The sequence below is a fragment of the Pseudomonas sp. B12(2026) genome, from assembly GCF_057767015.1.
Genome location: NZ_CM173430.1, coordinates 2,668,511 through 2,693,970 on the forward strand (window position 1 = coordinate 2,668,511; position 25,460 = coordinate 2,693,970).

Genomic DNA, 25,460 nt, shown 5'->3' on the forward strand with positions numbered 1-25,460 from the left:
GCGCGCGTTCGCGCTGGAAAGGCAGAACGCAAAAGTCCCGTGCTAGCATTCGGCGCCATGAGAGTTGTCCAAGGATTGCTTGGGCTGCTGCTGTTGATGGCGCTCTGCCTGCACGGAGCGCTGGCGGCCGAAGCCCATCTCGACGTTCGCATCACCCCCGCCAACCCTGCCCTGAAGGCCAATATCGAGGCCTTCGTCGGCAGCCTTGGCGAGCGTGACAAGGCGGCGTTGCGGCGCATGCGGCGCGCCACCGTGGAGCAGGCGCGGACCGCCGCGCAGGCGCTGGGCTATTACCAGGCGCAGATTCGCGGCCGGGTCCGCGACGGCCAGCCGCCGACCCTGCGCCTGGAGGTGACGCCGGGCGAGCCGGTGCGCCTGCGCAACGTCAGCATCCGGGTGGAAGGCCCGGCGGCCGACCTCAAGAGCTTCCGCGTGCCCGGCGGCGACGATCTCAAGCCCGGCGCGCAGCTCAACCACGGCGCCTACGAGGACGCCAAGCGGGCGATCCAGAACCAGGCATCGCGCTTCGGCTTCTTCCGCGGGCAGTTCAGCCAGCAGCAGCTGCGGGTCGACCCGGCCGCCGGCGTGGCGGACATCGAGCTGGTCTACGTCAGCGGCCCGCGTGCGACCCTCGGCAAGGTCGCCTTCAGCGGCGACTTTCCCTTCGACGACGAACTCCTGCGGCGCATGGTGCCCTTCGAGGAGGGCACGCCCTACGACTCCGAGCTGATCGCCGACCTCAACCAGGCGCTGCAATCCTCCGGCTACTTCGATGGCGTGCGGGTGGACGCCGCGCCGCAGGCCAAGTCCGCCTCCGACGCGATTCCGGTGAACGTCCACCTGCAGGTGCGCAAGCCGCGCACCATGGGGCTCGGCCTGGGCTTCTCGACCGACGTCGGGCCGCGCGCCCGGGCGACCTGGACGCGCCACTGGGTCAACCCCCAGGGGCACAGCCTGGGCTGGGAAGCGGAAGTCTCCGCGCCCCGGCAGAACGTCGGCGCCTGGTACGAAGTGCCGCTGGACCCGCCGCTGACCGACAAGCTGCGCTTCACCAGCGGCTACCAGAACGAAGACCTGGTGGACACCAAGAGCAAGCTGCTCACCGTCGGCGGCGAATGGCACCACCGGCTCGACAGCGGCTGGCAGCGGGTGGTCTCGCTGAACTGGCAGCGCGAGGAGTACGAGCTGGGCGACGATTCGGGCCTGGGCAGCTTCCTCATGCCGGGGCTCGGTTACTCGATCCTCGAAGCGGACAACAAGATCGACCCGAGCCGCGGCTACCGCCTGCAGTTCGACGTCAAGGGCGCCAAGCAGGGCCTGATGGCCGACGCCGACGTCGTCCACGTCAACGCCCTGGCCCGGGGCGTGACCCGCTTCTGGGGCGGCCAGCGCCTGCTGGGGCGCATCCAGCTTGGCGGCATCGCCACCAACGACTATTCCTCGATCCCGCCGTCGCTGCGCTTCTTCGCCGGCGGCGACCAGAGCGTGCGCGGCTACGACTACCAGACGCTGTCGCCGAAGAACTCCGACGGCGACCGCATCGGCGGGCGCTACATGGTCGCCGGCAGCGTCGAATACCAGTACCCGATCGCCGAACGCTGGCGCCTGGCGGCCTTCGTCGACCAGGGCAACGCCTTCAATTCGCTGGACTTCCCCTCGCTCAAGACCGGCGTGGGCATCGGCATCCGCTGGGTTTCCCCGGTCGGCCCGCTGCGCCTGGACCTCGCCAATGGCCTGGACGAGGACGGCGGCATCCGCATCCACTTCTCCATGGGGCCTGAGCTGTGAGCCGCGCCGGCTGGATGCGCGCGCTGCGCTGGCTGCTGGGCGGGCTGCTCGGCCTGATCCTGCTGGTGGCGGCGGGCCTGGCCGTCCTGCTGGGGACCGAAGCCGGCAGCCGGATGGCGCTGCAACGGGTGCCGGGGCTGACGGTGGAGGCGTTCAGCGGCCGGCTGGCAGGCGCCTTCAGCGCCAAGCGCCTGGAGTGGAGCGACGGCGCCACCCGCCTGCTGCTCGACGAGCCGGACATCGACTGGTCGCCGGGCTGCCTGCTGCGCACGGCGCTGTGCCTGAACCGCGTGGCCGCCAGGGAAATCCGCCTGACCCTGCCGCCCAGCGAGTCGACCGAGCCGTCCGGCCCGGTGCAGCTGCCGGCCCTCGACCTGCCGCTGTCGGTGGAACTGGGCGACGTGCGCATCGGCCGCTTCCTGCTCGATGACCAGGAGCAGCTGCGCGATGCCAGCCTGGTGGCGCACTGGGACCGCGAGGGCCTGCGCATCGAATCGGTGAAGCTCGCCCGTGGCGAGCTGCGCCTGTCGCTGTCCGGCCTGCTCCAGCCCACCCGGGGCTGGCCGTTGCAGGCGCAGGGCAGCCTCGACCTGCCGGCGGTGGGCGGCAAGCCCTGGTCGCTGCAAGTGCAGGTCGAGGGTGAACTGCAAGGCCACCTGACGTTGCAGGCGCAGAGCAGCGGCTACCTGGACGGCCAGTTGCAGGGCGACCTGCAGCCGCTGGCGGAGAACCTGCCGGCCCAGGCCCTGGTGCTGGCCGACGGCTTCAAGGCGGACGCCTCGCTGCCCGACACCCTGACCCTGAACCAGCTCCGCCTGAACGCCAGCGGCGACCTCAAGAGCGGCTACCAGATCGCCGGCGCGGCCCTGCTGCCGGCCGAGGACAGCCCGGTGGTGCTGACCCTGCGCGGCCGCGTCGACGCCCGGGGCGCGGACATCGCCGCCCTCGACCTGAGCGCCGCCCCGGCGCAGCGGCTGGGCGTGCAGGGGCGGCTCGACTGGACGGAGGGCTTCGCCGCCGACGCCACGCTCGACTGGCTGGACTTCCCCTGGCGGCGGCTGTACCCGGCCATCGACGAGCCGCCGGTGAGCCTGCACGGCCTCAAGGCCGAGGTGCAGTACCGCGACGGCGCCTACCTGGGCAACTTCGACGCCGCGCTGAACGGCCCGGCGGGCGCCTTCACCCTGGCCAGCCCGGTGTCCGGCAACCTTGCGGAAGTCTTCCTGCCGTCGCTGCAACTGGTGGCGGGGCAGGGCAAGGCCGAGGGCCATGTGAAGGTCGGTTTCGCCGACACCCTCAGTTGGGACGCCGCCCTCGACCTGCGCGACCTCGATCCCGCCTACTGGCTGGAGCAGATGCCGGGGCGCCTGGGCGGACCGCTGCGCAGCCAGGGCACGCTCAAGGGCGGCCGCCTGAACCTGTCCGCCAGCCTCGACCTGCAAGGCCGCCTGCGCGGCCAGCCGGCGCTGCTCAAGGCCCGCGCCGAGGGCGCCGGGCAGGCCTGGAAGGCTGACGAGCTGAGCCTGCAACTGGGCGACAACCGCATCACCGGCCAGATGGCGCTGGACCAGCGGCTTTCCGGGCGGCTGGACCTCGCCCTGAACCGCCTCGGCCAGCTGTGGCCGCAGTTGGCCGGCCAGATGAATGGCCGGCTCGACCTCGCCGGCACCCTGCAGGCGCCGCAGGGCCAACTGGCGCTCAACGGCCAGCGTGTCGCCTACGCCAGCCAGAGCCTGCGCAGCCTGGTGCTGGATGCGCGGCTGGACGCCGCCCAGCGCGGCCGCCTGAACCTGCAGGTGCAGGGCCTGCGCAGCGGCGACACGCGCCTGGGCACGCTCAACCTGGAAGGCAGCGGCGACCGCCAGCGCCAGCAGCTTTCGCTGAACCTGCAAGGCCGGCCGCTGGTCCTCGCGCTGGGCCTGGACGGCAACTGGAACGGCCGCGACTGGCGCGGCCGCCTCGCCCGCGGCGAGATCCAGAGCGGCGGGCAGGACTGGCGCCTGCGCCAGCCGGCGAGCCTGGAGCGGCTGGCCGACGGCCGCCTGACCCTCGGCGCGCACTGCTGGGCCTCGGGCCCGGCCAGCCTGTGCGCGGAGGACCAGCGCCTGATGCCCGAGCCGCGCCTACGCCTGCGTTTGCGCCAGTTCCCGCTGGACAGCCTGGCGCGCTGGCTGCCCGAGGACTTCGCCTGGCGCGGCCAGCTGGACGGCGACGTGCAGCTGGACCTGCCGGCCGCCGGCCCGAACGGCACCGTCCGGCTCGACGCCGGCAGCGGCACGCTGCGCCTGAAGGAGCAGGACGACTGGGTCGATTTCCCCTACCAGAGCCTGCAACTGGAGAGCCGCCTGACGCCCCGGCGCGTCGACACCCGCCTGCAGTTCCACGGCGAGCGGCTGGGCACGCTGGACGCCCAGGTGCAGCTCGATCCCCGGGCGAAGTCCCGGCCGCTGAACGGCAGCTTCAGCCTCGACGGGCTTGACCTGTCCCTCGCGCGGCCCTTCGTCCCCAGCGTGGAAACCCTCACCGGGCGGCTGCATGGCAACGGGCGGATTTCCGGCGGGCTGCTGGCGCCGCGGGTGGACGGCGAACTGCGCCTGGTCGACGGCGAGGTCTCCGGCGGCGACCTGCCGACCCGCCTGGAGCAGCTGCAGGTGCAGGCGCGGATCGCCGGCGAGCAGGTCGACCTGAGCGGCCACTGGACGGCCGGCGAGCATGGCAACGGCAACCTGTCCGGGCGGATCGCCTGGGGCGAGGCGCTGAACGTCGACCTGAACGTGCGCGGCAACCGCCTGCCGGTGACGGTCGACCCCTACGCGGAGCTGGAGGTCGAGCCGGACCTGGCGATTCGCATGGCCGGCGCGGGGCTGGCCGTCTCCGGCACGGTGCGGGTGCCCCGTGGCGCCATCACCGTCCGCCAGTTGCCGCCGTCGACGGTGCGGGTGTCGGACGACACCGTGATCGTCGGCCAGCGGCAGGAGCAGAAGGCCGCCACCGAACTGCACATGGACGTCGACGTGATCGTCGGCGAGGACAAGCTGAGCTTCTCCGGCTTCGGCCTCAACGCCGAGCTGGCCGGCCGGGTGCGCGTCGGCGACAACCTCGACACCCGCGGCGAGCTGCGCCTGAACAACGGCCGCTACCGCGCCTACGGGCAGAAGCTGACCATCCGCCGCGCCCGGCTGCTGTTCGCCGGCCCCATCGACCAGCCGTACCTGGACATCGAGGCGATCCGCAAGGTCGACGACGTGATCGCCGGCCTGCGCCTGACCGGCAGCGCCGAGCAGCCGCGCAGCGAGGTGTTCTCGGAGCCGGCGATGAGCCAGCAGCAGGCGCTGTCCTACCTGGTGCTGGGCCGGCCGATGAGCACCGGCGAGGACAGCAACATGCTCGGCGAGGCCGCGCTGGCGCTGGGCTTGGCCGGCAGCGCGCCGATCACCGGCGAGGTGGCGAAGCGCCTGGGGATCAAGGACTTCCAGCTGGATACCGAGGGCACCGGCAACCAGACCAGCGTGGTCGCCAGCGGCCAGCTCTCCGACCGGCTCAGCCTGCGCTACGGCGTGGGCGTGTTCGAGCCGGCGAACACCATCGCCCTGCGCTACTCGCTGGGCCGGCGGGTCTACCTGGAGGCGGCCAGCGGACTGGCCAGCTCGCTGGACATCTTCTACAAGCGCGACTTCTGACCCGCGGCGCCACGCCCGTAGCCTTCATGGCGTCTTAAGAAAGGGCTCACAGACTTCCCCTCGCCGCCGACTGCCCGGCGGAGAAGGGGAGCCATCATGCGCCTGGATCACTTCAGGACCCACCTGCTCGAATTCATCAACAAGGGCTTCCCGGCCCGCCAGTTGCGCCGCCTGGCCGCGCGCGACCTGTTGCGCGGCGCGGCGGCGGGGCGGCAGGCGCCCGCGCCGCTGACCGGGGCGCTGCTGGAATGGTCGGTTCTGGAGCCCCAGGCCGCGCTGGAACGCCTGGGCAGCCGCCGCGAAGGGCTGAGCGAGAGCGAGGCCGCGGAACGGCGCCTGCGCGAGGGGCCCAACGAGGTGGAGCAGGACCGCCCGATCGGCGCCTGGCTGCACCTCTGGTACTGCTACTGCAACCCCTTCAACCTGCTGCTGAGCCTGCTGGCGGCGATTTCCTGGCTCACCGAGGACGCCGAGGCCGCGGTGGTGATCGGCAGCATGGTGGGGATTTCCACGCTGCTGCGCTTCGTCCAGGAGAAGCGCTCGAACCGCGCCGCCGAGCGCCTCAAGGCGATGGTCGGCAACACCGCCACGGTGTTCCGCAGCCCGGACGACGACGGCCCGCCGCGCCGGCTGGAGCTGCCGATCCGCCAGCTGGTGCCCGGCGACGTGCTGTGGCTGTCGGCCGGCGACATGGTGCCGGCGGACGTGCGCCTGCTCAGCGCCAAGGACCTGTTCGTCGGCCAGGCGGCGCTGACCGGCGAATCGCTGCCGGTGGAGAAGTTCGCCCAGCTGCGCGACGCCCGCCAGGGCAACCCGCTGGAGCGCGACAACCTCTGCTTCATGGGCACCAACGTGATCAGCGGCTCGGCGCAGGCGGTGGTGGTCGGCACCGGCGCGCGGACCTACTTCGGCTCGCTGGCCGAACGGGTGATCGCCGCGGACCCGACGCCCACCGCCTTCCAGGCCGGGGTGAACAAGGTCAGCTGGCTGCTGATCCGCTTCATGCTAGTGATGGCGCCGCTGGTGCTGCTGCTCAACGGCCTGACCAAGGGCGACTGGCCGGAGGCGGCGCTGTTCGCGCTGTCCATCGCCGTCGGCCTGACCCCGGAAATGCTCCCGATGATCGTTACCTCGACCCTGGCCAAGGGCGCGGTGGCGCTGAGCCGGCGCAAGGTCATCGTCAAGCGCCTGGACGCCATCCAGAACTTCGGCGCGATGGACATCCTCTGCACCGACAAGACCGGCACCCTGACCCAGGACCGCATCGTGCTGGAGCGCCACACCGACGCCTTCGGCCGGGCGCAGGACCGCGTGCTGCAACTGGCCTTCCTCAACAGCCACCACCAGACCGGGCTGAAGAACCTGCTGGACGTGGCCGTGCTGGAGCATGTCGAGCTGCGCCACGCGCTGCGGGTGGACAGCCGCTACCGCAAGGTCGACGAGATTCCCTTCGACTTCGCCCGCCGGCGCATGTCGGTGGTGGTCGGCGAGCCCGACGGCCATCACCTGCTGATCTGCAAGGGCGCGCTGGAGGAGGTGCTGGACGTCTGCGTCGCGGTGGCGGACGGCGATGCCGTGGTGGCGCTGGACGGCGAGCGCCTGGCGGGCATCCGCGCGGTGGCCGGGGCGCTCAACCAGGAGGGCCTGCGGGTGGTGGCGGTGGCGACCCGCGAGTTGCCGGCGGAGCGCGAGGGCTACGGCGTGGCCGACGAGGCGGGGCTGTGCCTGGCCGGCTACATCGCCTTCCTCGACCCGCCCAAGGAAACCACCGCGCCGGCGCTGCGCGCGCTGGCGGACATCGGCGTGGCGGTGAAGGTGCTGACCGGCGACAACGAGCGGGTCAGCCTGAAGGTCTGCCGCGACGTCGGCCTGGCGGTCCGGGACGTGCTCCTCGGCCCGCAGCTGGACGATCTGGACGACGCGGCGCTGGGCGAGCTGGCCGAGCGCGCCACGCTGTTCGCCAAGCTCACCCCGGGGCACAAGGAACGCCTGGTGCGCGTGCTGCGCGAGCGCGGGCACGTGGTGGGTTTCCTCGGCGACGGCATCAACGACGCCCCGGCGCTGCGCAGCGCGGACATCGGCATCTCGGTGGACTCGGCGGTGGACATCGCCAAGGAGGCCGCCGACCTGATCCTGCTGGAAAAGAGCCTGATGGTGCTGGAGGAGGGCGTGATCGAGGGCCGGCGGACCTTCGCCAACCTGCTCAAGTACATCCGCATGACCGCCAGCTCCAACTTCGGCAACGTGTTCAGCGTGCTGGTGGCCAGCGCCTTCATTCCCTTCCTGCCGATGCTGCCGCTGCAGCTGCTGGTGCAGAACCTGCTGTACGACCTGTCGCAGATCGCCATTCCCTTCGACCACGTCGATGGCGAGCAGCTGCGCCGGCCGCAGCAGTGGAACCCGGACGGGCTGGGGCGCTTCATGGTGTTCTTCGGGCCGGTCAGCTCGCTGTTCGACATCGCCACCTTTCTGGTCCTGTGGTTCGCCCTGGGCGCCGATGCGCCGGAGCGGCAGACGCTGTTCCAGTCCGGCTGGTTCGTCGAGGGGCTGATCTCGCAGTTGCTGGTGGTGCACATGATCCGCACCCGGCGCATTCCCTTCCTGCACAGCCGAGCGTCCTGGCCGCTGCTGGGCATGACCCTGGCGATCGTCGCCGTGGCGGTGTTCCTGCCCATGGGGCCGCTGGCCCATTCGTTCCGCATGCAGGCGCTGCCGCTGGCGTACTGGCCGTGGCTGGCGGGCATCCTGCTGGGCTACATGGTGCTGACCCAGGCAGTGAAAGGCTGGTTCGCGCGGCGCTACGGCTGGGACCGCAGCGAGCCTCCGCGCCAGCGGGCGCCGCTGGCGCTGGGCGGGCAGGCGGATTCCAGCACGGGCTGATCCGGGCGCGGCAGTATCAGGCAAGCCTGCGCAGGACCAGGCAAACCGCTCGGCGCCTTCTTCGCGTATCGTCGCAACGCGTGCCCGGGGTTGCGCCTAGGCTGAATCCATTCGTGCCGGAACCTGCGGGTTGCGGCCACTCCATCACCCGCGGAAGAGGTGAACTCGCAGATGATTACCCTGAATCTGAACGGCAAGGACCATGAATTCGACGCGCCCGGCGAGATGCCGCTGCTCTGGGCCCTGCGCGATGTCGCCGGGCTGACCGGCACCAAGTACGGCTGCGGCATGGCGCTGTGCGGCGCCTGCACGGTGCACATCGACGGCCAGGCGACGCGCTCCTGCGTCACGCCGCTGTCGGCGGTGGCGGGCAAGAAGGTCACGACCATCGAGGCGGTGAGTGAGCAGCCCGCCGGCAAGGCCGTGCAGGAGGCCTGGCGGCGGCTGGACGTGGTGCAGTGCGGTTACTGCCAGTCCGGGCAGATCATGTCCGCCACCGCGCTGCTGGCCGGCAACAAGGCGCCCAGCGACGCCGACATCGACACCGCGATGAGCGGCAACATCTGCCGCTGCGCCACCTACGCGCGGATTCGCGCGGCCATCCACGACGCCGCCAAGACCCTGGCCTGAGGAGGTCCGACATGCTCGATACCCGCATCGATCAGGAACAGGCGCAGGCGCGCGGCATCCTCAACTTCAGCCGCCGGCATTTCCTCCGTGGCGCCGGCGGCCTGGCCCTGGGCATCTACTTCGCGCCGCTGCTGGGGCGCCTCGGCGAGGCCGAGGCGGCCGGCGAGTTCGAACCCAATGCCTTCGTGCGCATCGCCCCCGACGGCAGCGTCACGGTGATCGCCAAGCACCTGGAAATGGGCCAGGGCAGCTACACCGGGCTGGCCACGCTGATGGCCGAGGAGCTGGACGCCGACTGGGCCCATGTGCGCGTGGAAGGCGCCCCGGCGGATGCCAAGCGCTTCGCCAACCTGGCCTTCGGCAACCTGCAGGGCACCGGCGGCAGCACCGCCATGGCCAACTCCTTCGAGCAGATGCGCAAGGCCGGCGCCAGCGCCCGCGCCATGCTGGTGGGCGCCGCCGCCGAGCAGTGGCAGGTGCCCGCCGCGCAGATCGAGGTGCATGACGGTGTGCTGACCCACGCCGCCTCCGGGCGCAAGGCCGGCTTCGGCGAGCTGGCGGAAGCGGCGGCCAAACAGCCGGTGCCCGCCGAGGTGAAGCTGAAGGACCCGCAGGACTTCCGCCTGATCGGCCAGGCGAAGCTGCCGCGCACCGACAGCGACGGCAAGACCGACGGTTCGGCGCAGTTCACCCAGGACATCCAGCTGCCGGGCATGCTGGTGGCCGTGGTCGCCCACCCGCCGCGTTTCGGCGGCGTGCCGGCCAAGGTCGACGCGAGCAAGGCCAAGGCCGTGCCGGGTGTGGTGGCGGTGGTGGAATTCCCCGGCAGCGAGCGGCGTTTCGCCGGTGTCGCGGTGCTGGCGAAGAACACCTGGGCCGCGCGCCAGGGCCGCGATGTCCTGCAGGTCGAGTGGGACGAGAGCAAGGCGTTCAGGATGGGCAGCAAGGAAATCTTCGCCCAGTACCGCGAGATGGCCGGCAAGCCCGGGCTGGTGGCGCGCAACGAGGGCGACGTCGACAAGGCGCTGAAGTCGCCGGCCAAGCTGATCGAGGCGGAGTACGAGTTCCCGTTCCTCGCCCATGCGGCGATGGAGCCGCTGAATTGCGTGGTCCAGCTCAAGGACGACGGCGGCTGCCAGATCTGGAACGGCGAGCAGTGGCAGACCGGCGACCAGATGGCGGTGGCGCAGCTGCTGGGCATCCAGCCGGAGCAGGTGTCGATCACCCAGCTGTACGCCGGCGGCAGCTTCGGCCGCCGCGCCAACCCGCATTCGGACTACGTGCTGGAGGCCACGGCGATCGCCAGGGCTGCCCGCGAGCAGGGCATCAAGGCACCGGTGAAGATGGTCTGGACCCGCGAGGACGACACCCGTGGCGGCTACTACCGTCCGGCGTTCCTGCACCGCGCGCGGCTGGCGGTGGATGCCGCGGGCAACCTGGTGGGCTGGGAACAGCGGCTGGTCGGGCAGTCCTTCATCCTCGGCACGCCGTTCGAGAAGGTCATGGTCAAGGACGGCATCGACAGGATCGCCGTGGAGGGCGCGAACGACCTGCCATACGCCGTGCCCAACCTGCGCGTCGAGCAGGCCCTGGCCGACAACGTCACGGTGCCGACCCAGTGGTGGCGCTCGGTGGGGCACACCCACACGGCGTTCTCCACCGAGACGCTGGTGGACGAGGCGGCCATCGCCGCCGGCAAGGACCCGTACGAGTTCCGCCGCGCGCTGCTCAAGGATCATCCGCGCCACCGCGGCGTGCTGGAGCTGGCGGCGCAGCGCGCCAACTGGCAGGCGCCGCTGCCGAAGGGCGGCCAGGGCGAGCAGCGCGGCCGGGGCATCGCCGTGCATGAGTCGTTCGGCAGCTTCGTCGCCCAGGTGGTGGAGGTGACGGTCAAGGCGGACCACAGCTTCAAGGTGGACCGCGTGGTCTGCGCGGTGGACTGCGGCCTGGCGATCAATCCGGACGTGATCAGGGCGCAGATGGAGGGCGGCATCGGCTTCGCCCTGTCGGCGGCCCTGCACAGCGCCATCACCCTGACGGACGGCAAGGTGGACCAGTCCAACTTCAACGACTACCAGGTCCTGCGCATCAACGAGATGCCGGTGGTGGAGGTGCATATCGTGCCCTCGGCGGTGCCGCCGACCGGCGTCGGCGAACCCGGCGTGCCGCCGCTGGCGCCGGCGCTGGCCAACGCGCTGTTCGCCGCCAGCGGCAAGCGCATCCGCAGCCTGCCGATCGGCAATCAGCTGCAGGGCTGATCCGGGCGCCGGCGGCGCTTCTGGTTTCTGTAGGAGCGGAGCTTCTCCGCGATCACCGCGACAGCGGTGCCTCGTCCAGCCGCCGGCCTGCCGGCCGGTTTCGCGGAGAAGCTCCGCTCCTACGGGACAGCCTGGAGCCGGCAGGTTCGCGCCGGGTGGGCTAGGGTGGAAGTGAGCCGCCGTGACCTTGAAGGTCGCGGTCGACGAGGGTGCCGGCGAGATTTTCCGGCATGTGTCACGCAGGACAGGTATCCTGCACGGGCGTGTCCAGACGGCCACGCTGACTTACAACTGGAGCAGTGACATGAGCCGCGACAAGCAGCTTTTCCCCGACGACGAAATCGGCGACGCCCTGTGGGCCCTGCAGGAGGACGGTGAGGACCTCTCCGTCGAGCACGAGGTGGAGTTCGCGGTGATCTTCCCGGACGAACAATCCGCCCTGGACTTCGCCATCATGCTGCTGCAGAACGGGCAGAAAGTGGCCTATTCGGAATACGACGGCAACGACCAACTGCCCTGGCAGGTCCTGGCCTACCCGGTGATGGAGCTCAGCCACGAGCACATCAGCGGCTACGCCGCGCTGCTGTCCGAGCACTCCGCCGACCTGGGCGGCCAGCTGGACGGCTGGTCGGCGCTCTGAGCGGCCGATGCTTGATGAAAGCGCTGCCTGCGCAGAGCGTGTGAAAACGCACTGACTGCAGGCCAAGCCAACGCCCCGACAGGTTCGGGGCGTTGGTGTTTCCGGGGCATGGAAAGCCCGTGGCTAGCCGCCGTGCAGCAGCAGGAGCCCCCACAGCACCAGCAACAGCCCCGACGCGCGGCTGAGCCAGGCGCCGCCGGGCAGGTACTTCTCCAGCAGCACATAGGCGCCAATCAGGGCGACCCAAAGCAGGTTCATCAGTCCCACGACGAACAGCACCCCCATCAGCGCCCAGCAGCAGCCCAGGCAATACAGCCCGTGGGCCAGCCCCATGTGCCACGCGCCGGACGGGCCGGGCCGCCAGTAAGCCAGCAGGAATTGCAGGGGGGACTGGCAGCGGCGCAGGCAGGCACGTTTGGCGGGCAGGAACTGATAGAAGCCGGCGCCCATCAGGAGTGCCGTTCCCAGCCACTGGTTCTGGCTGCGCATCTCCGTGCTGAGCAGGGCCCGCTGGTCCAGCAGCCATTGCAGCAGCGTGGCGACCAGGCTGAATCCGCCCCAGACCAGCAGATAGGCGCCGCAGAAGAGCAGCAGCGCCAGGCTTCGCTGGTCGGCGGGGAGCCGCTGGCGAAGGCTGTGCTGATAGAGGAGGAACATCGGCGTGGCGCTGGGGAGCATCATGCCGACCATCATGATGCTCCACATGGCGAACATCAGCAGGGCGTCGCGGAGCGTCCACGGCATCGGCATGCCTTCCATGGCCATCTCCAGCATGCCCCCGGGAGCGGCCATGCGCCGCGCGAGGTCCAGCAGGAAAAGCCACGCGACCGCGGAAAGGGCGGACAACAGCAGCACCAGCAATACCGCTTGCCGGCTCAACCAGCTGGGTGCCGCACGGGCGCCGGAGCCGGGCTCCGACACCTTCAGCGCACCACGCCCTGTCCCGTGAAGCGCAGGCGGGCGAAGTGCGCGTGTCCGCCTTGCGAGCTGATATCGATGCCGCCCTGGGCGTCGAAGCTGCCGCTGCCCATTTCCGCCTCGGTGAACTCGAAGCCATCCGGCAACGTCAGGCGGGCCCGTTGCGGCTGCCCGGTCACGGGATTGCGAATCGGCTCACCGGTGACCTCGAGCACGCCGGGGACATGGGTGTGCGCGGTGCGCTCATCGATGTCGATCGTGAGTTCGATCGGGACGAAGCGCGGCTCGAGGACTTCGGACAGGGTGGTGCTGAATACCTGGAACACCGTAGCGCCCGGCACGGTTTCCGCACCCGACAGGATGGTCAGCAGGGCCGCGCGTTGCTCCGGGCTGGCGCGCTCCTCGATGAAGACCTGACAGCGGCCGTTGCCTTCGTGGATAGCGCCAGGCCAGGCAAAGGTGCCGACCCAGCAGAGCCCATCGAGCACCTGCCCCTCGAAATGGCCCTTGTCGATCCGCATGCTCACCACCGCTTCGCACTTGCCGTGGGTCGGAGGCGAGCTGAATTGGCACGGGCAACCCCAGTTGCAGTTGCAGGACACAAACTCGACGCCCTCAAGGCGCCAGTCAGCCATGGCCATGGCTCACCTCCCCATCACGTTGATCTGAAGCGGTAACTGCCCTGATTAATAACGCTAGCAGACGCAACGCGCGGCGAAGCGCTAGCCGACCGGGGGTGTACGGGGCGAAACCGGCGTCTACGGGATGGCCTTGCCGGTCATGCAGATGCCCGTCGGCGATGGCGCGCTACGGCCCGTTCCATCGTATTGCGGGTCCGCCCGTCACTCCGGCAACGGCGCATTGCGCGCCACCTGGCGCAGCGCCTGCTCGTAGTAGTCCACGCTCTGCGCGCCGGAGATCAGCTGGCGGCCATTGAGGATCACCGCCGGTACCGCGTGGATGCCCCGGCTGGTGTAGAAGTCCTCCTCGGCCACCACCTCGTCGGCGTAGGCGTCGCTGTCGAGGATCTCCCGGGCCCGCACCGCGTCCAGGCCGACGCTGACGGCCACGTCCAGCAGCACTTCGGCATCGCTCGGGTCGCGCCCCTCGCCGAAGTAGGCGTGCAGCAGGGCCTGCTTGAGGGCGATGTCGCGGTGCGACTCCGCCGCCCAGTGCAGCAGGCGATGGGCATCGAAGGTGTTGTAGATGCGGTCGCGCTTCTTCAGGTCGAAGTGCACGCCGACTTCCTCGCCCATCGCGCGCAGGTGTTCCTGGTTGCGGGCGATTTCCTCGGCGCTGCTGCCGTACTTGCGCTGCAGGTGCTCCACCAGGTCCTCGCCCTCGGCGGGCATGTCCGCGTTGAGCTCGAAGGGCTTGATGTGCAGGTCGATGGTCAATTCGCCTTCCACGCGGCGGATGGCTCCCAGCAGACCGTTCAGGCCAATGGCGCACCAGGGGCAGACCACGTCGGAGACGAAATCTATGGTGATGCTATCGCGCATGCTGGCGATCTCCGGCAAATGGGCGTCGTTCAAGGATGGACCCGGAAGGGCGTTCCGATCCAGTAGCAGGGTTGCCGGGGGCAGAGTCTGACTTTGAGTCATTTCTCTAAATTATTCCTAAGTAATTGATTTTATAGAAATTGAAATACTTGAGAAATGACATTAACCAGGCTGGGCCCCAGGAGACGGCGAAACCCTTTGGATTCGGGCCTTCTGGCGCTGCGCTGATGGTCTGGGAATGCGTCGTTTCATGATGTTATTTGTTAAGCAAATTGTATAAATAAATGATTTATAAGGAATTTATAGCTTGATTGGCGGCTCGGATGCCAGAGATCCGCATCCATCGATGATTCCCCGCGGCGCAAGGCGTCCCCGGGGCCATGGTTCCCGCTGTGGAGCCGGCTGGCGAGGTGCCCTCGATGAGGCCCGAGTGCCTGTCCGGAAGAGCTGCCGAGGCTCCCGGCGGCGTTCGCCGGCCATCGTGCCGACGCAGCCGGTCGGACGGTGCCACCTGCGATGCAATGACACTGGAATTGCCACGCAGACGCGCTACCTTGAGCCTGTTGTGCGCATGAATTTTCGATGCGCACCGCTTCCCGCCGTCCCCGCGCAGGCACACGGAACCGCAGCTGCAGGCCCGGCAGTCAACCAGCAGATACGGAGCACGCCATGGCTCGCACCACGCCCATCGAGCTTTACCGCAATATCGGCATCGTCGCCCACGTCGACGCCGGCAAGACCACCACGACCGAGCGCATCCTTTTCTATACCGGGGTGAACCACAAGATGGGCGAGGTGCACGACGGCGCGGCGACCATGGACTGGATGGTGCAGGAGCAGGAACGCGGCATCACCATCACCTCGGCGGCCACCACCGCCTTCTGGCAGGGTTCCACCAAGCAGTACGGCCACAAGTTCCGCTTCAACATCATCGACACCCCCGGCCACGTCGACTTCACCATCGAGGTGGAGCGCTCCCTGCGCGTGCTCGACGGCGCGGTGGTGGTGTTCAGCGGCGCCGACGGCGTCGAGCCGCAGTCCGAGACGGTCTGGCGCCAGGCCAACAAGTACCACGTGCCGCGCCTGGCCTACGTGAACAAGATGGACCGCCAGGGCGCCGACTTCCTGCGCGTGGTCAAGCAGATCAAGCAGCGTCTGGGGCACAACCCGGTGCCGATCCAGCTGGCCATCGGCCAGGAGGAGAACTTCGCCGGGCAGATCGACCTGGTGAAGATGAAGGCCATCGTCTGGAACGACGCCGACCAGGGCACCAGCTACACCGAGGAGCCGATTCCCGCCGAGCTCCAGGCCCTGGCCGAAGAGTGGCGCGCGCACATGATCGAGGCCGCCGCCGAGGCCAACGAGGAACTGATGAACAAGTACCTCGAAGGCGAGGAACTGAGCATCGAGGAAATCAAGGCCGGCCTGCGCCAGCGCACCCTGGCCAACGAGATCGTCCCGGCGGTGCTGGGCTCCTCGTTCAAGAACAAGGGCGTGCCGCTGGTGCTCGACGCGGTGATCGACTACCTGCCGGCGCCCTCGGAAATCCCGGCGATCAAGGGCACCCACCCGGACGACGAAGAGAAGCACGACGAGCGCCACGCCGACGACGAGGAGCCGTTCTCCGCGCTGGCCTTCAAGATCGCCACCGACCCCTTCGTCGGCACCCTGACCTTCACCCGCGTCTATTCCGGCGTGCTCTCCAGTGGCGACGCCGTGCTCAACTCGGTGAAGGGCAAGAAGGAGCGCGTCGGGCGCATGGTGCAGATGCATGCCAACCAGCGCGAGGAGATCAAGGAGTGCCGCGCCGGCGACATCGCCGCGCTGATCGGCATGAAGGACGTCACCACCGGCGACACCCTGTGCGCCATCGACAAGCCGATCATCCTCGAACGCATGGACTTCCCCGATCCGGTGATCTCCGTGGCCGTGGAACCCAAGACCAAGGCCGACCAGGAGAAGATGGGCATCGCCCTGTCCAAACTGGCGCAGGAAGACCCCTCGTTCCGCGTCAAGACCGACGAGGAGACCGGGCAGACCATCATTTCCGGCATGGGCGAGCTGCACCTGGACATCATCGTCGACCGCATGCGCCGCGAGTTCAACGTCGAGGCCAACATCGGCAAGCCGCAGGTGGCCTACCGCGAGGCGATCCGCAAGAAGTGCGAGATCGAGGGCAAGTTCGTCCGCCAGTCCGGCGGCCGCGGCCAGTTCGGCCACTGCTGGATCCGCTTCGAGCCGGGCGAGGCCGGCAAGGAGGGTCTGGAGTTCGTTAACGAAGTCGTCGGCGGCGTGATCCCCCGCGAGTTCATCCCGGCGATCCAGAAGGGCATCGAGGAACAGATGCAGAACGGCGTGCTCGCCGGCTACCCGCTGATCGGCCTGAAGGCCTCGGTGTTCGACGGCTCCTACCACGACGTCGACTCCAGCGAGATGGCCTTCAAGATCGCTGCCTCCATGGCCACCAAGCAGCTCTCGCAGAAGGGCGGCGCGGTGCTGCTGGAGCCGGTGATGAAGGTCGAGGTGGTGACGCCGGAGGATTACATGGGCGACGTGATGGGCGACCTCAACCGCCGGCGCGGCCTGATCCAGGGCATGGAAGACACCCCGGCGGGCAAGGTGATCCGCGCCGAGGTGCCGCTGGGCGAGATGTTCGGCTATGCCACTGACGTGCGGTCGATGTCCCAGGGGCGGGCGAGCTACTCGATGGAGTTCACCAAGTACGCCGAGGCGCCGGTGAATATTGCCGAGGCGATCATCAAGAAGGCCAATGGCTGACGGTCCCCTGAGCTGACAACGGCGCCCGCGGGCGCCGTTGTCGTTTTTCGTAGGAGCGGACTTTGTCCGCGATGCCCTCGCTCTTCGTAGGCTGGATAACGCGCAGCGTCATCCAGCGTCTTGTTTGGTGTGTATGCGCCGCTTCGGCGTGTGCGGAGACTTCTTGTTTCGCCCCCTCGGGCGACCTACTTTGGCAAACGCCCCAAAGTAGGCAAAGGTCTGTGCCCCTGCATCCGGCCCCGGCTTCGCCGGGGTTCCCTCGCTCCATCGGAGTTTCAGGGGCCCGCGTTGACGGGCCATCCCTGGCCCGACAACGCTCTCGCGGCATCCATGCCGCTCGACCCCTGAAACTCCGATTCCACTCGGCCTCCTGAAGGGGCGCTCCGGTGCGTGCGGAGATTCCTCTGGAAGTCTTCAAAAGCCAAATCCCAAAGCACAGCGTGCCCGGGATTTGCTCGTGTAGGAGCGGACCTTGTCCGCGAAGCTCTTGAGCCGGGCTGATCGCGGACAGAGTCCGCTCCTACAAAAGCCAATCCCACCGTAGGAGCGGACTCTGTCCGCGATGCTCTTGCTTTGCGCAGCGTTATCCACCTGATGGGTATCGCTTCGCTCCACGCCATCCTACGAAGAGCCGCTTCCAGCATGGAGCAGCCAAGGTTTCAGGCGCGCGCAGAGTCCCGTCAGGAGGCCGAGTAGAGGTATTGCGTAGAGGGGCGAGCGGCATGGATGCCGCGAGAGGCTTGAAGGGCCATGGATGGCCCTTGCAAGCCGACCCTCGGAGCAATACCGGAGCGAGGGCAGTCTGAGCGAAGCGAAGACCCGGATGTCGGGACGGGCCCTTTTGGTTCCTTTTGGGGCCCCAAAAGGGACTCGCCCGGGAGGGCGAAACCAAATCGCTCAGCACACGCCGAAGCGGCGCAGAAACACCCAACCCCGAAAGACAAAAAGCATCGCGGAGAAGCTCCGCTCCTACAGGAGCGTGGGCTCACCGCACAAGCAGACCGCGTCCGGGGCGGGCAACACCTACGACCGATACAGCACCGGCCGCCGCAGGTGCACGTAGCTGTACCCCTCGCGCGCCAGGGCGATGCGTTGCGGGTCCAGTTCGGCCACCAGCAGTTCCTCGTCGTGCCTGGCCTGGGATATCACCTGCCCATCCGGCGCGACGATGCAGCTCAGGCCGCAGTACTGCAGCTTGCCCTCGTGGCCGACGTAGTTGGCGTAGGCGAGGAACACCTGGTTTTCGTAGGCGCGGGTCGGCACCAGCACCTGGGCGACGAACTCGTAGGGGCGCATGTTGGCGGTGGGCACCAGTACCAGGTCGGCACCGGCCAGCGCCAGGCTGCGTACGGCCTCGGGGAATTCCACGTCGAAGCAGATCAGCAGGCCGATCTTCCAGCCGTCCAGCTCGAAGATCGCCGGCGGCTCGTCGGAGGCGCTGAACTGGCTGCGGTCGAGGTCGCCGTAGAGGTGGGTCTTGCGGTAGTTGGCGCGGCGCTCGCCCGCGCGGTCGATCAGTTGCACGCTGTTGAAGATGGCGCCGCCGGCGTCGCGCTCCGGGTAGCCGTAGAGAATGCCGAGGTTGTGCTGGCAGGCGATTTCGGCGATACGCGCCGCCGAGGGGCCGTCGCTGGCTTCGGCCAGTTCGGTGACCCGTTGGGCACCGATGTTGTAGCCGCTGAGGAACATTTCCGGCAGGACCAGCAGATCCGCGCCGTTCTGCACCGCCTGCCGGGCGGCCTGTTCGAGGCGTAGCAGGTTGCCGGCGACGTCGCCGGGGCCGGGTGGGCACTGGTAAAGGGAGAGGTACATGGTGGTCTCCTCGGCAAGAGCCCGTTCCGAATCTGCTGCGCGTCGGCGCAACCGCTTCGGAACAGGCCCGGATGCTCATTTACAGCTCTGGTCTCCTCGCCAAGCGCGAGCGGGATCGGAAAAGTGTGCGCCTACTTCCGATCCCGCGCGAGCGAGGTTTCGCTTGCCTCGGCTCACTCCGGCAGCTGGATCGGACCGAGTTCGGCGAAGCGGTCGCCCGGGCCGGGATTTTCCGGATGGGTGGCGCCGCCGAAGTGCTTCATGATGCCCCACACGGCGTTGAGCGAGGTCTGCACCGCGCCTTCCACCCAGGCCGGGGTCCAGGACACGTCGTCACCGGCGATGAAGATGCCGCGCTGCTCGGCGGGCATGTCGTCCTGCATGAAGTGCGCGTACATCCGCTGGTTGTAGCGGTAGTGGCCCGGCAGCGCGCCCTTGAAGGCGCCGAGGAAGTGCGGGTCGGCTTCCCAGGACACGGTGATGGGGTTGCCGATGATGTGGCTGGTGATGTCGACCGTCGGGTAGACCTTCTTCAGCGCGTCCAGGGCCAACTGCACGCGCTTCTCCACCGGGTGCGGGAGCATCTTCATGGCGTCGCTCATCCAGGAGTAGGACAGGCAGATCACCCCCGGCTTGTCGTCGCCGTTGTCGAACAGGTAGGTGCCACGGGTGAGGCGGTCGGTGAGGGTCATGCTCATCACGTCGCGGCCGGTCTGCGGGTCCTTGTCCTTCCAGAACGGCCGGTCGACCATCACGAAGGTCTTCGACGACTGCATGTAGCGGGTGCGGTCCAGGGCCATCCACATCTTCTGCGAGAACAGCGCTTCCTCGCATTCGATCTGGGTGGTCAGCAGCCAGCTCTGGCAGGTGGTCAGCACCGCGGCGTATTCGCGGGTGTCGCCCCAGTAGTCGGTGACCGCGAGGTTGCCGCTGGCGGCGCGGGCGATCTTCTTCACGCCCGGACGCGGTGCGCCGTTGTGCAGGCTGGCCAGGGAGGTGCCGGCCGGCCAGTGCGCGCACTGTTCCGGCACGTGGCTCCAGATGCCGCGCGGCACCTGCTCGACGCCGCCGACCACGAGGTGCTGGTGGTCGTCGCAGTTGGTCATCACCACGCGGAAGATTTCCAGCATGGAGTTGGGGAAGTCGGAGTCCCAGCCGCCGGTGCCGAAGCCGACCTGGCCGAAGATTTCGCGGTGGCGGTAGGACAGGCGGGAGAAGGCCTTGGAGGTGGCGACGAAGTCGTAGAAGGTGCGGTCGTCCCATTTCGGCACCAGCTCGTCCCACAGGGCCTTGAGCTTGGCGGTGTCGCGTTCTCGGATGGCGTCCTGGATCTCGGAGAAGCGCGCGCCGTCTTCCAGGGCGTCGGCCCAGGCCTGGGCGACTTCGCGGAAGATGTCCGGCAGGTCGGCCATCTTCTCGGCGTAGTGGCTGGTGCCTTCGAGGTCCACCACCGTGCTGCCGGAGGCCGGGGTCAGCGGGTTGGGGAAGGGCTTGGTCTGCAGGCCGAGCTTGTCGACGTAGTGGTAGAAGGCGGTGCTGGACACCGGGAAGCGCATGCCGCCCAGCTCGGCGATGATGCCGTCGGCGCCCTCGAAGGATTCGGAGCGCAGGCGTCCGCCCATCTTCGCCGCTTCGTAGACCACGGGCTTGAGGCCCAGCTTCATCAGCTCGTAGGCCGCCACCAGGCCGGAGATGCCGGCGCCGACGATGGCCACTTCCTGGCCGCGCTTCCCGGCGGGGATGCTGCCCAGGCCGGCGGGGTGTTCGATCCAGTCGTCGAAGGCGAAGGGGAAGTCCGGGCCGAAGATGGTCACCGGCTTCTTGCCGGGGGTGTGGGGATGGCGGTTGTTGTTCATTGGAGTCTCCCGATTGTTCGGCACGCCGGTTTGTACCAACCAGCTTGGCAAGGCTTCGCACGGCCCGCCGAGGCCAGTCGATGGGTGGCGCGCGGGCAAAGAAATGGCGAGCCGTGGGGGCTCGCCGTGGCGCCCACTATTGCAAAGGCCGTCGTTGAAATGAATCTGACAATCTGCAAGATTGGCGAGAGCTTTCAGGCGGATTGACTAATACGATGAGCAATATGACGAAAAACGCTGATGCGGCCTTGTTGAACCTGCTGCGCGCCAACGCCCGCGAGTCGATTTCGGAGCTGGCGCGCAAGCTCGGCGTGTCGCGTTCCACGGTGCAGAGCCGGATCGAGCGGCTGGAGCAGCGGGGCATCATCAGCGGCTATTCGATCAAGGTGTCGGACAGCTACGCGCAGTCGCTGGTGCGCGCCCATGTGCTGGTCACCGCGCTGCCCAAGCTGTCGCACCAGGTGGTGCAGGCGCTGGAGAAGATCGCCGAGGTGAAGACCCTGCATTCGGTGAGCGGCAACTTCGACATGATCGTGATCGTCGAGGCGCTGTCGATCCGCGACCTGGACGCGGTGCTGGACCGTATCGGCGCGCTGGACGGGGTGGAGCGGACCATGTCGTCGATCATCCTGTCGACGCGGATCGACCGTTGAGGAGCGGGTTGCTCCCGTAGGAGCGGACCTTGTCCGCGATAGGCCCGGCGTACCCCTCCCTGTAGGAGCGAGCTTGCTCGCGAACCGCACGGCACGGGGTTTGATCGCGGACAGAGTCCGCTCCTACGAAAGCCATGGCCATCACCTTCAGCAGGATTGGCCCCATTGGTCTGCCGCGATTGCTGTGAATTGGCTATTCGAACCGGCGGGTGATGGCGCTAACGTAGCGCCATTCCCGCAATCCAGCGGGCCTCACTGGAGATCGCCATGAGCGCACGTATCGAATGGGCCAAGACCGCCCCTGACGCCTACAAGGCCATGCTTGGCCTGGAACAGGTTCTGGCCCAGTCCGGGCTGGAGAATTCGCTGCTGGAACTGGTGCGTCTGCGCGCCTCGCAGATCAACGGTTGCGCCTATTGCATGAACATGCACGCCAACGACGCGCGCAAGGCCGGCGAGACCGAGGCGCGCCTGCAGACCCTGGGCGCCTGGCACGAAACCCGCTTCTTCACCGACCGCGAGCGCGCCGCGCTGGCCTGGGTGGAAAGCCTGACCCTGCTGGCCGAGAAACATGCGCCGCAGGACCAGTTCGACGCCCTGCGTGAGCATTTCAGCGAGGCGGAGATCGTCAACCTGACCCTGGCGATCGCCACCATCAACGCCTGGAACCGTTTCGGCGTGGGCATGGCGATGGTGCCCTGAGTGCCCTGAGTAGGCAGCGTGGAAGAGGGCGCCTGCGGGCGCCCTTTTTCTTTTTGGGCAATTCGCGGACAGAAAGCAGAGGAATAACAGACGCGCGCAGAGGCCCGTCAGGAGGCCGAGTGGAGGTATTGCGCAGAGGGGCGAGCGGCATGGATGCCGCGAGAGGCTTGAAGGGCCATGGATGGCCCTTGCAAGCCGACCCTCGGCGCAATACCGGAGCGAGGGAAACGGAGCGAAGCGTAGTAACAGCCGAAGGCTGGCCCGAAGGGTGAGCGAAGCGAATCAGTCTGAGCGAAGCGAAGACCCGGATGTCGGGACGGGCCCTTTTGGTTCCTTTTGGGGCCCCAAAAGGGACTCGCCCGGGAGGGCGAAACCAAATCTTTCAGCACACGCCGAAGCGGCGCATGAACACCGTACGAAGAGCAAAAGCATCGCGGATAAGATCCGCTCCTACGAAAGCGGTGCACTCGCAGGTGTAGGAGCGGATTTATCCGCGATCGCCTCGTTCAGCGCCTGTAGATCACCACCGCCGCGCGCAACTTGCTGCGGCCGAAGCGGCTCATCTGCTCGAACTCCGCGTGGCTCACCGGGATGTGCTGGCAGTCCAGCGGCTGGCGGTGCTTGCTGTGGTCGACGTCGGGGTCGTGCAGGTAGACGAAATCCTCGTCGCAATCGGTGACCACCACCCAGTGCGGCGCCTTCGAGCGGGTCAGGCGGTAGCTGCTGATCAGCACCATCGGCTGGCCGCCGGCCACCAGTGCGCTATCGATGTCGAGCTGGCTGACCAGCAGCTGCTCCACGTCGCTCTGCGCCAGTTCGCGGGTGAAGTCCTCGTGCACCAGGCGCATCACCTCGCGTTTTTCCTCGCTGCGCACGCCGTCGAGGAACAGCGGGCCGTCCTCCGACAGTTGCAGCTGCACGCGGAAACCCCGGCGCCAGGCGGCCAGGGCCAGCCCCTGGGGGCTGCAGCCTCCGTGGCCGGCGGTCATGTAGATGGTGGTGGCTTCGCGCCAGATGCGCAGCTCCTCGCGGCGCTCCAGCACCCGCTCGGCGTCCAGCGCGCCGATGGCCATCAGCAGGCAGGACGGGCCGCAGGTGAATTCGGTGGTCTGGCGATAGAAGGGCACGTGCCGTGGCGCGCGGTCGCTGACCTGGCGGATGCGCTTCTCGAAGCGCAGCGCCTCGCTGTGGTCCTCGTAGTAGTCGCGCACCGTGGCGAAGGGGCGGTAGCCGTTGCGCTGGTAGAGGATGATCGCGCCGCGATTGTCCGGGCGGACTTCCAGGCGCATGTAGGCGCAGTCGTTGTCGATCGCCTCGGCCTCGGCGCGGTCCAGCAGCTTCTGGCCCAGGCCGATGCCGCGGGCACGCTCATCGAGGGCGATGGAATACAGGCGGGCCAGCGAGGTGCCCTGGTGGAACAGCACCAGGACGTAGCCCAGCAGGCTGCGGTCGGCTTCGGCGACGATCAGCGAGGCGTGGGCGCGGCTGATCATCCACTGGAAGTTGCGCCGCGACAGGCGGTCGTACTCGAAGCAGCGGTTTTCCAGCTCGACCAGGGCGCTCAGGTCGTCGGCGGTGGCGGTGCGGAGTTGCAGGTTCATACCGGTAAGGATTCGTTAACCTGAATGGAGCACGTTGGTTCCGCCAGGGGCGCGAACGCAGTGCCCGGCCATGGGGTCGAAGCAGCATTCAGCGGAGTATTGTCCCTGGCTCAACGCGCGGCAAGCGCTATCCCGAACCCCTGGAGGTGTCGTGAGCAAGCTGTTCATCATCGTCGAACGCAAGGAAGACTGGGCGTCCTACTACCCCAGTGAAGATGTGGTCAGCGCCCAGGAGTACCTGGAGATGCCCATCGATGACGACCCCGGCAAGCGCGTGCAGGTGATCAACCTGTGCCGCAACTACAGGTACCTGGGCCACGGCTATTACTGCTCGCTGCTGGCCGAGGCGCGCGGGCACAAGGTGATCCCGTCGGTGCGCAGCATCAGCGAGCTGGCCAGGAAGTCGCTCTACAGCCTGGCCCTGGAAGACCTGGAAAAGACCCTCGACAAGGCGCTGGCCGACCATCCCTACGGCAACACCGACGGCTTCACCCTGACCCTGTATTTCGGCCGCACCGACATGGAGCCGCTGCAGGACCTGGCGCGCCAGCTGTTCGAGGCCTTTCCCTGTCCGCTGCTGCTGGTGGAGTTCCGCAAGACCCGCGGCTGGCACATCGAAGGGGTGAAGCCGGGCAACATCCACAAGCTGCGCGAGGACCAGGAAGACCTCTTCGCCAGCGCGCTGGACAGCTTCAGCCGGCAGATCTGGCGCAAGCCGCGCTCGCGCCGGCAGTACCGCTACGACCTGGCGATCCTCCACGATCCGCAGGAAGCGTTCCCGCCGTCGGACGCCAAGGCGCTGAAGAACTTCATCCGCGTCGGCCGCAGCCTCGGCATCGACGTCGAGCTGATCGAGCGCAAGGACTACGCGCGGCTGGCCGAATACGACGCGCTGCTGATCCGCGAGACCACCAGCGTCAGCGACCACACCTACCGCTTCGCCAAGAAGGCCGAGAGCGAGGGCATGGTGGTGATGGACGACCCGGTGTCGATCCTGCGCTGCACCAACAAGGTCTACCTGGCGGACCTGCTGCGCAGCCACAAGCTGGGCATGCCGGCCACCGAGATCCTCTACAAGGACAACCCGCAGGAACTGGAGAAGGTCGGCGGGCGGCTGGGCTTCCCGCTGGTGCTGAAGATTCCCGACGGCAGCTTCTCCCGCGGGGTGATCAAGGTGTCCGACCAGGAGGAACTGCTCAAGGCCAGCGCCGAGCTGTTCGAGCGCTCGGTGCTGCTGCTGGCCCAGGAGTTCTTCTATACCGAATACGACTGGCGCATCGGCGTGCTCAACCAGAAGCCGATCTTCGCCTGCCAGTACTTCATGTCCAAGGGCCACTGGCAGATCTACGACCACAGCCCCGATGCCCAGGAGCTCAGCGGCGACTTCCGCACCATGGCGGTCCACGAGGCGCCGCGCAAGGTGGTGGAACTGGCGGTGAAGACCGCCAACCTGATCGGCGACGGCCTGTACGGGGTGGACCTGAAGCAGTCCGGCGACCGCGTGGTGGTGATCGAGGTGAACGACAACCCGAACATCGATTGTGGCGTGGAGGATGTGTACCTGGGCGACGACCTCTACAAGCTGGTGCTGGAGGAGTTCATCCGCCGCCTGGAGGCCAAGCGGCGCGGGCGCGGCTGGTGAGACCGTTTCGGCATTGACCTTATAGGAAAACGGTCGATGGGCAGCGTCAAATTATTGCTAGCGTTACAAATTGGAGCGCCAAGCGACTGTTTTTAAAAGTTTTTCAAAAAAATGGCGCCA

At 68.0% G+C, this 25,460-nt stretch carries 16 protein-coding genes; 10 read left to right on the top strand and 6 right to left on the bottom strand.

The window, feature by feature from the left end; genetic code table 11:
• Nucleotides 1–57: 57 nt before the first annotated feature.
• From AC3B6A_RS12455 to AC3B6A_RS12480, 6 genes are all read left to right on the top strand, one after another.
• Nucleotides 58–1,788 (top strand): autotransporter assembly complex protein TamA, encoded by a 1,731-nt coding sequence (locus AC3B6A_RS12455; protein WP_488403102.1) that lies wholly within the window; start codon nt 58–60, stop codon nt 1,786–1,788.
• Between the two features lie 14 nt (nt 1,789–1,802).
• Nucleotides 1,803–5,468 carry a translocation/assembly module TamB domain-containing protein gene (locus tag AC3B6A_RS12460; protein ID WP_488403580.1) on the top strand — a complete coding sequence of 1,222 codons (3,666 nt, stop codon included), beginning with the start codon at nt 1,803–1,805 and terminating at the stop codon, nt 5,466–5,468.
• A gap of 96 nt (nt 5,469–5,564) precedes the next feature.
• Nucleotides 5,565–8,348 (top strand): magnesium-translocating P-type ATPase, encoded by a 2,784-nt coding sequence (gene mgtA / locus AC3B6A_RS12465; RefSeq protein ID WP_488403103.1) that lies wholly within the window; start codon nt 5,565–5,567, stop codon nt 8,346–8,348.
• A 171-nt stretch (nt 8,349–8,519) separates the two neighbouring features.
• The gene (locus AC3B6A_RS12470; protein ID WP_488403105.1) at nt 8,520–8,978 is read left to right on the top strand and encodes a (2Fe-2S)-binding protein; all 459 of its coding nucleotides are present in this window, start codon (nt 8,520–8,522) and stop codon (nt 8,976–8,978) included.
• An 11-nt stretch (nt 8,979–8,989) separates the two neighbouring features.
• Nucleotides 8,990–11,236 (top strand): xanthine dehydrogenase family protein molybdopterin-binding subunit, encoded by a 2,247-nt coding sequence (locus AC3B6A_RS12475; protein ID WP_488403106.1) that lies wholly within the window; start codon nt 8,990–8,992, stop codon nt 11,234–11,236.
• A gap of 304 nt (nt 11,237–11,540) precedes the next feature.
• Entirely contained in the window at nt 11,541–11,876 is a 336-nt protein-coding gene (locus tag AC3B6A_RS12480; RefSeq protein ID WP_152223940.1) for a ribonuclease E inhibitor RraB, read from the top strand.
• Between the two features lie 123 nt (nt 11,877–11,999).
• Here the strand turns inward: AC3B6A_RS12480 and AC3B6A_RS12485 are convergent, their stop codons facing one another.
• The 3 genes from AC3B6A_RS12485 to AC3B6A_RS12495 form a co-directional block, all read right to left on the bottom strand.
• A complete protein-coding gene (locus tag AC3B6A_RS12485) occupies nt 12,000–12,731 on the bottom strand; it encodes a DUF2182 domain-containing protein (protein WP_488403108.1) in 732 nt (243 codons plus the stop codon).
• Between the two features lie 68 nt (nt 12,732–12,799).
• On the bottom strand, nt 12,800–13,435 hold the full coding sequence (locus AC3B6A_RS12490) for a DUF1326 domain-containing protein (protein ID WP_488403110.1): 636 nt from the start codon (nt 13,433–13,435) through the stop codon (nt 12,800–12,802).
• 201 nt (nt 13,436–13,636) lie between these two features.
• The gene (locus AC3B6A_RS12495) at nt 13,637–14,296 is read right to left on the bottom strand and encodes a DsbA family oxidoreductase (protein WP_488403112.1); all 660 of its coding nucleotides are present in this window, start codon (nt 14,294–14,296) and stop codon (nt 13,637–13,639) included.
• Between the two features lie 669 nt (nt 14,297–14,965).
• On the opposite strand from AC3B6A_RS12495, the gene fusA reads away from it, so the two are divergent.
• Nucleotides 14,966–17,074 (top strand): elongation factor G, encoded by a 2,109-nt coding sequence (gene fusA / locus AC3B6A_RS12500; RefSeq protein WP_488403113.1) that lies wholly within the window; start codon nt 14,966–14,968, stop codon nt 17,072–17,074.
• A gap of 1,023 nt (nt 17,075–18,097) precedes the next feature.
• On the opposite strand, the gene AC3B6A_RS12505 is transcribed toward fusA, so the two are convergent.
• A complete protein-coding gene (locus AC3B6A_RS12505; RefSeq protein ID WP_488403115.1) occupies nt 18,098–18,886 on the bottom strand; it encodes a carbon-nitrogen hydrolase family protein in 789 nt (262 codons plus the stop codon).
• Nucleotides 18,887–19,059: 173 nt separating this feature from the next.
• Nucleotides 19,060–20,742 (bottom strand): flavin monoamine oxidase family protein, encoded by a 1,683-nt coding sequence (locus tag AC3B6A_RS12510; RefSeq protein ID WP_488403117.1) that lies wholly within the window; start codon nt 20,740–20,742, stop codon nt 19,060–19,062.
• 224 nt (nt 20,743–20,966) lie between these two features.
• Between AC3B6A_RS12510 and AC3B6A_RS12515 the strand changes: the two genes are divergently transcribed.
• Both AC3B6A_RS12515 and AC3B6A_RS12520 read left to right on the top strand, forming a co-directional pair.
• Nucleotides 20,967–21,395: an Lrp/AsnC family transcriptional regulator gene (locus tag AC3B6A_RS12515; RefSeq protein ID WP_488403119.1), complete on the top strand. Its 429-nt coding sequence runs from the start codon at nt 20,967–20,969 to the stop codon at nt 21,393–21,395.
• Between the two features lie 267 nt (nt 21,396–21,662).
• The gene (locus AC3B6A_RS12520; RefSeq protein WP_488403120.1) at nt 21,663–22,097 is read left to right on the top strand and encodes a carboxymuconolactone decarboxylase family protein; all 435 of its coding nucleotides are present in this window, start codon (nt 21,663–21,665) and stop codon (nt 22,095–22,097) included.
• A gap of 506 nt (nt 22,098–22,603) precedes the next feature.
• Here AC3B6A_RS12520 and AC3B6A_RS12525 read toward each other — a convergent pair.
• Complete coding sequence (locus AC3B6A_RS12525) at nt 22,604–23,698, bottom strand: GNAT family N-acetyltransferase/peptidase C39 family protein (protein ID WP_488403122.1); 1,095 nt, start codon at nt 23,696–23,698, stop codon at nt 22,604–22,606.
• A gap of 151 nt (nt 23,699–23,849) precedes the next feature.
• Between AC3B6A_RS12525 and AC3B6A_RS12530 the strand changes: the two genes are divergently transcribed.
• A complete protein-coding gene (locus tag AC3B6A_RS12530; protein ID WP_488403124.1) occupies nt 23,850–25,340 on the top strand; it encodes a RimK family ATP-grasp domain-containing protein in 1,491 nt (496 codons plus the stop codon).
• The last annotated feature ends 120 nt before the right edge of the window (nt 25,341–25,460 follow it).

What these genes read in the sequence shown, in the direction of transcription:
- AC3B6A_RS12475 (WP_488403106.1), top strand. Translation starts at nt 8,990, where the DNA reads ATGCTCGATACCCGCATCGATCAGGAACAGGCGCAGGCGCGCGGCATC.
- AC3B6A_RS12470 (WP_488403105.1), top strand. Translation starts at nt 8,520, where the DNA reads ATGATTACCCTGAATCTGAACGGCAAGGACCATGAATTCGACGCGCCC.
- AC3B6A_RS12460 (WP_488403580.1), top strand. Translation starts at nt 1,803, where the DNA reads ATGCGCGCGCTGCGCTGGCTGCTGGGCGGGCTGCTCGGCCTGATCCTG.
- AC3B6A_RS12525 (WP_488403122.1), bottom strand. Translation starts at nt 23,698, where the DNA reads ATGAACCTGCAACTCCGCACCGCCACCGCCGACGACCTGAGCGCCCTG.
- AC3B6A_RS12480 (WP_152223940.1), top strand. Translation starts at nt 11,541, where the DNA reads ATGAGCCGCGACAAGCAGCTTTTCCCCGACGACGAAATCGGCGACGCC.
- AC3B6A_RS12455 (WP_488403102.1), top strand. Translation starts at nt 58, where the DNA reads ATGAGAGTTGTCCAAGGATTGCTTGGGCTGCTGCTGTTGATGGCGCTC.
- AC3B6A_RS12520 (WP_488403120.1), top strand. Translation starts at nt 21,663, where the DNA reads ATGAGCGCACGTATCGAATGGGCCAAGACCGCCCCTGACGCCTACAAG.
- AC3B6A_RS12490 (WP_488403110.1), bottom strand. Translation starts at nt 13,435, where the DNA reads ATGGCCATGGCTGACTGGCGCCTTGAGGGCGTCGAGTTTGTGTCCTGC.
- fusA (WP_488403113.1), top strand. Translation starts at nt 14,966, where the DNA reads ATGGCTCGCACCACGCCCATCGAGCTTTACCGCAATATCGGCATCGTC.
- AC3B6A_RS12505 (WP_488403115.1), bottom strand. Translation starts at nt 18,886, where the DNA reads ATGTACCTCTCCCTTTACCAGTGCCCACCCGGCCCCGGCGACGTCGCC.
- mgtA (WP_488403103.1), top strand. Translation starts at nt 5,565, where the DNA reads ATGCGCCTGGATCACTTCAGGACCCACCTGCTCGAATTCATCAACAAG.
- AC3B6A_RS12515 (WP_488403119.1), top strand. Translation starts at nt 20,967, where the DNA reads ATGACGAAAAACGCTGATGCGGCCTTGTTGAACCTGCTGCGCGCCAAC.
- AC3B6A_RS12495 (WP_488403112.1), bottom strand. Translation starts at nt 14,296, where the DNA reads ATGCGCGATAGCATCACCATAGATTTCGTCTCCGACGTGGTCTGCCCC.
- AC3B6A_RS12510 (WP_488403117.1), bottom strand. Translation starts at nt 20,742, where the DNA reads ATGAACAACAACCGCCATCCCCACACCCCCGGCAAGAAGCCGGTGACC.